Here is a 3,812-nt window from a genome sequence, read left to right as displayed (position 1 = left end):
CCTCCTCGTTCGGCTGGTTCAGCGCCGAGCCGGTGAAGCCGCCGACATTGAGCGCGAAGGCCTTGTAGTCGCCGGCCGTGGAATAATCGCCGGCGAGGAAGTTGCGGACGCGCTCGTTGATGAAGGGCACGCTGTCGGCCGCGAACTTGCCGGCCATTGGCGCGGCCGACGGCGACGGCGCAGGCATCGGAGCCATGGCAGCTCCGGCATTCTGCGGCGCCATTGATGTCATCGGCGCCTTGGCAAGCTGGGTCGGCATTGGGCTCGGCGCCACTGCGTTTGCCGTCGGCGCGGCACTTGGTGCCGCGGCCGGCGTCGCTGCGACATTCGCCGCCTGCTTGAGCTTGGTGTTGTAGAGAAAGCCGGTAACGCCGATGGCGACGATCGAGACCACCGCGACCACCAGCGGCCACATCCACACGGGGGCGGCGGCCAGCTTCGAGCCCGGCTTCTTCAGTTGCGGCTTGCTATAGGTCCCATCCTCGCGCCGCATCGCCACCATGTAGGCATGCACCGGCGTCGGGATGTTCTTGACCTCCTGCGCGCCGATATCGGCGAACTGCACCGAGAGCTTGTTGGCGACCTGCTCGTGCACCGCGCGGGAGACGCAGATGCCGCCGACCTCGGCGAGGCCCTCCAGCCTTGCTGCGATGTTGACGCCGTCGCCCAGCAGATCGCCGTTGCGCTCGACCACGTCGCCGATGGTGATGCCGATGCGGAACGACATCTGCCGGCTCGGCGGATAGGCCATGTTGCGGGTTCGCAAGGACTCCTGGATGTCGATCGCGCAACGCACCGCATCGACTGCGCTCGGGAATTCCGCCAGCACGGCATCGCCCGCCGTGTTGAAGATGCGTCCGCCGGCCCTGGCGATGAAATCGTCGACGACCTCGCGATAGGAGGCCAGACGCCGCAGCGTCTCCTCCTCGTCTTCCGCGACCAATCTCGAGTAACCGGCAATATCCGCCGCGAAAATCGCTGCGATCTTGCGTTTCATCTGTCACCCGCCCCGGGAACAAAATTCGCAAGGGAGAATGCCGCTATCGGAAGCGCGGTGCAACAAAGTTTCAGCGCCCGCCACGGTCAGTGACGAGCGCTGAACTTGTTCAGGAATTCTGGACTTGAGCCCCGGAGCGGTGCCCCGGGGCTTAGTGCATAGCGGTCGAGTTGAGCTGCTGCTGGATGCTCTTGTAGTGGTCGAGCCGCTCGATGGCGTTGTCGAGCTCGCTGCCTTCGTGCTCCTTCAGGCCCTCTTCCATCTCCGAGATAGTCTCGGCGAACCGGGCGCGGTCGAGCTCGGCCAGCGACGTTGCGACGTCGGCGAGCACGGTCAGGCCCTTTTCGGAAACTTCGGCGAGACCGCCGAGCACGATGACCTTCTCGTGACGGCCGCCAGCGGTGATGGTGAGAATGCCGGGCCGGATCGCGGCCACGACCGGCGCATGTCCTGCCAGCACGCCGAAATCACCCTCGACGCCGGGGATGTCGACCTGATCGACCTCACCCGAGAAGGCGAGCTTTTCCGGAGAGACGAGATCGAAGTGGAAGGTGGCCATAAGAAACCTGCGAATGGTGAGTGGCGAATGGCGAGTGGCTGAAACAGGGAGCAGCCAATCGCCACTCCCTATTCGCTATTCGCCCGCTTAAGCGGCTTCCGCCGCCAGCTTCTTGCCCTTCTCGACGGCTTCTTCAATGGTGCCGACCATGTAGAAGGCGGCTTCCGGCAGGTGGTCGTACTTGCCTTCCACCAGGCCCTTGAAGCCCTTGATGGTGTCGGCGAGCTCGACGAACTTGCCCGGCGATCCCGTGAAGATTTCAGCGACGTGGAACGGCTGCGACATGAAGCGCTCGACCTTGCGGGCGCGGGCCACCGTCAGCTTGTCCTCTTCCGAAAGCTCGTCCATGCCGAGAATGGCGATGATGTCCTGGAGCGCCTTGTAGCGCTGCAGCACCTGCTGGACCTGACGGGCAACCGCGTAGTGCTCCTCGCCGACGACCAGCGGGGAGAGCATGCGCGAGGTCGAGTCGAGCGGATCCACCGCGGGGTAGATGCCCTTTTCGGCGATCGAGCGCGACAGCGTGGTGGTCGCGTCAAGATGCGCGAACGAGGTCGCGGGCGCCGGGTCGGTCAAGTCGTCGGCCGGAACGTAGATGGCCTGCACCGAGGTGATCGAACCCTTCTGCGTGGTGGTGATGCGCTCCTGCAGCGCGCCCATGTCGGTGGCGAGCGTCGGCTGATAACCCACCGCCGAAGGAATACGGCCGAGCAGCGCCGACACTTCCGAGCCGGCCTGGGTGAAGCGGAAGATGTTGTCGACGAAGAACAGCACGTCCTGGCCCTTGTCGCGGAAGTCTTCCGCGATGGTCAGACCCGTGAGCGCGACGCGGGCGCGGGCGCCCGGCGGCTCGTTCATCTGGCCGAACACCAGCGCGCACTTCGACTTCACGCTCGGATCCGGATTCTTCGGATCGGCGTTGACCTTGGACTCGATGAACTCGTGATAGAGGTCGTTGCCCTCGCGGGTACGCTCACCGACGCCGGCGAACACGGAGTAACCGCCGTGCGCCTTCGCGACGTTGTTGATCAGCTCCTGAATCAGCACGGTCTTGCCGACGCCGGCGCCGCCGAACAGGCCGATCTTGCCGCCCTTCGCATACGGAGCCAGGAGATCGACGACCTTGATGCCGGTGACGAGAATCTCAGCTTCGGTCGACTGGTCGGTGTAGCTCGGCGCGTCCTGATGGATCGGGCGCAGGCCTTCGGACTTGACCGGGCCGGCTTCGTCGATCGGCTCGCCGATGACGTTGATGATGCGGCCGAGCGTGCCTTCGCCGACGGGAACGCGGATCGGCTGGCCGGTGTCGGTCACTTCCTGGCCGCGCACCAGACCTTCGGTCACGTCCATCGCGATCGTGCGCACGGTGGACTCACCGAGATGCTGCGCAACTTCCAGCACGAGGCGGATATTACCGTTCTTGGTTTCCAGCGAATTGAGAATGGCCGGGAGGTGGCCCTCGAACTGTACGTCGACGACGGCGCCCATGACCTGGGTGACGCGACCGACCGGGTTAGCTGCTGTAGCCATGAAGCTCTCCTTCGAAATTCTGTACTTGAACGACCGTCGTTGAATTCGTGCGTCAGACCGCCTCGGCGCCGGAGATGATCTCGATCAGCTCCTTGGTGATCTGGGCTTGACGGGTTCGGTTGTAGATCTGGGTTTGCTTGCGGATCATTTCGCCGGCGTTGCGGGTGGCGTTGTCCATCGAGCTCATCTGCGCGCCGTAGAACGAGGCGTTGTTTTCCAGCAGCGCGCGGAAGATCTGCACCGCGATGTTGCGCGGCAACAGGCCCGAAAGGAGTTCGTCCTCCTCCGGCTCATATTCGTAGGACGTCGACGGCGCGTTCGCCGCCTTCTCTTCCACGACCAGTGGAATGATCTGCTGCGCGGTCGGGATCTGGGCGATCACCGACTTGAACTGCGCGTAGAACAGCGTGCAGGCGTCGAACTCGCCGTTGTCAAAACGGGCCAGCACCTTCCTGGCGATGTCCTCGGCATTGACGAAGCCGAGCTGACGAACGCTGCGCAGGTCGAGATGCTCGACGATCTGCTTGTCGAACAGGCGGCGGAGCTGCTCATAGCCCTTGCGGCCGACGCAGAAGAATTTGACCTCCTTGCCCTGCGCCATCAGCGCCTGGGCGCGATCGCGCGCGAGACGCACGATCGAGGAGTTGAAGGCACCGGACAGGCCGCGCTCGCCGGTGCAGACCAGCAGCAGATGGACCTGGTCCCTGCCGGTGCCGGCGAGCTGCG

Annotated in this window: 4 protein-coding genes; all 4 read right to left on the bottom strand. The window is 64.3% G+C overall.

The genetic code is table 11. The annotated features are described in order from the left end of the window. Positions 1–997, bottom strand: a 997-nt coding sequence (locus MOV74_RS33415) for an adenylate/guanylate cyclase domain-containing protein (protein WP_246931252.1), incomplete at its 3' end; no start/stop codon positions are given. Positions 998–1,148: 151 nt separating this feature from the next. Continuing rightward, a complete protein-coding gene (locus tag MOV74_RS33410; protein ID WP_246931251.1) occupies positions 1,149–1,556 on the bottom strand; it encodes a F0F1 ATP synthase subunit epsilon in 408 nt (135 codons plus the stop codon). Between the two features lie 87 nt (positions 1,557–1,643). Further along, complete coding sequence (gene atpD / locus MOV74_RS33405) at positions 1,644–3,086, bottom strand: F0F1 ATP synthase subunit beta (protein ID WP_246931249.1); 1,443 nt, start codon at positions 3,084–3,086, stop codon at positions 1,644–1,646. Positions 3,087–3,138: 52 nt separating this feature from the next. Beyond that, positions 3,139–3,812: F0F1 ATP synthase subunit gamma (locus MOV74_RS33400; RefSeq protein WP_246931248.1), on the bottom strand; the 674-nt coding region annotated here is incomplete at its 5' end.

This window comes from Bradyrhizobium sp. SHOUNA76, from assembly GCF_023006445.1.
Lineage (GTDB): Bacteria > Pseudomonadota > Alphaproteobacteria > Rhizobiales > Xanthobacteraceae > Bradyrhizobium.
The sequence above is the reverse complement of the archived record's forward strand: the minus strand, read 5'-3'. Positions and strand labels throughout refer to the sequence as shown.

Bases quoted from the DNA above. Each gene is read 5' to 3' on its own strand.
- MOV74_RS33410 (WP_246931251.1), bottom strand. From the start codon at position 1,556: ATGGCCACCTTCCACTTCGATCTCGTCTCTCCGGAAAAGCTCGCCTTC.
- atpD (WP_246931249.1), bottom strand. From the start codon at position 3,086: ATGGCTACAGCAGCTAACCCGGTCGGTCGCGTCACCCAGGTCATGGGC.